Source organism: Mesorhizobium sp. M0923 (assembly GCF_040319365.1).
GTDB lineage: Bacteria > Pseudomonadota > Alphaproteobacteria > Rhizobiales > Rhizobiaceae > Mesorhizobium.
In genome coordinates, this window is record NZ_JAMYNW010000060.1 from 1 (window position 1) to 1051 (window position 1051).

General features: G+C 59.3%; 1 protein-coding gene. It reads right to left on the reverse strand.

What is annotated here, in order from left to right:
* Positions 1–1051, reverse strand: a 1051-nt coding sequence (locus NKH89_RS35615; RefSeq protein ID WP_352912039.1) for a helix-hairpin-helix domain-containing protein, incomplete at both ends; no start/stop codon positions are given.

Below are 1051 nucleotides of genomic sequence, written 5' to 3' on the forward strand. Positions count from 1 at the left end.
CTCCTGCAACGAAAGGCCGCCTGCGTAGTGAGCGGACTGCGAATGATCGGCGACACCATAGTATTCGAAACCGCGCTTGCGCGTGGCTTCAGCCATTGCCTCAAGCGTTTCGGTGCCATCGGATGCGGTCGTGTGAGAATGCAGGATGCCATGCAGATCTTCATCCCGAATGAGGGCGGGTAGCTTCTGCTTTGCCGCTCGCTCAATCTCGTCCCTGCCTTCGCGCAATTCAGGTTCGATAAACTGCAAGTCTAGAGCTTGGTAGATTTCTTCTTCTGTCGCTGACGCGATCAGCTTTCTCCCGCGATGAAGCCCGTCGGCATTTAGGGTGAACCCCTTGTCGGCCGCGAACGTCTTCAGTTGCTCGAGGTGGTCTGCCGAACCGGTTGCCTCGAGCATGCGCGCGCCAAAGTGCTTCCTGTCCGTGACAACAAGCCTGAGCGTCGTATCCTCGATTCCAGTCGATTTTCTGGCCTGCGCTACCAGGGCGAAATCGGAAACGAGCTCGCAACCGCGCCGGAAGTCGCCTGCAATTTCGACGCGCGAAAACTCTGGATGCTCTTGCTTCACTGATATGACCGCATGTTCGAGAAGAGCGGCGGCCTTGTGCAGGTGAAGTTGCGTTTCGCCGCTTCGCACGATGGCCAGGTTCTGCAGGAGCTTTGTCTGAAGCGCGGCGCCGAGGCCTTTGACTGGGCGTATGCGGTCTTCTCTTGCTGCGGCCTCGAGCTCCGCCAGCGAGTTCACGCCGAGCGCCTGATGAAGCTTCAGTATCTTATCGGGACGAAGCCCGGGTATGGCAAACAGCTCCATCACGCCCGCTGGAACATCCTCGCGCAGCTTCTCAAGGCTTGGGTGCGTGCCGGTTTGGTAAAGCTTGGTCACGATGTCTGCGATCGCTTCACCGATCCCCGGGATCTTGGTGAGGGCGCCGGCGGCGATGATCCGATCAAGCGGCTGCGACAGCGCCGTCAGACTGTCTGCCGCGCGCAAGTACGCCTTTATGCGATAGGGATTGTCGCCGCGCATAGACGCCCGTTGTGCGTATTCC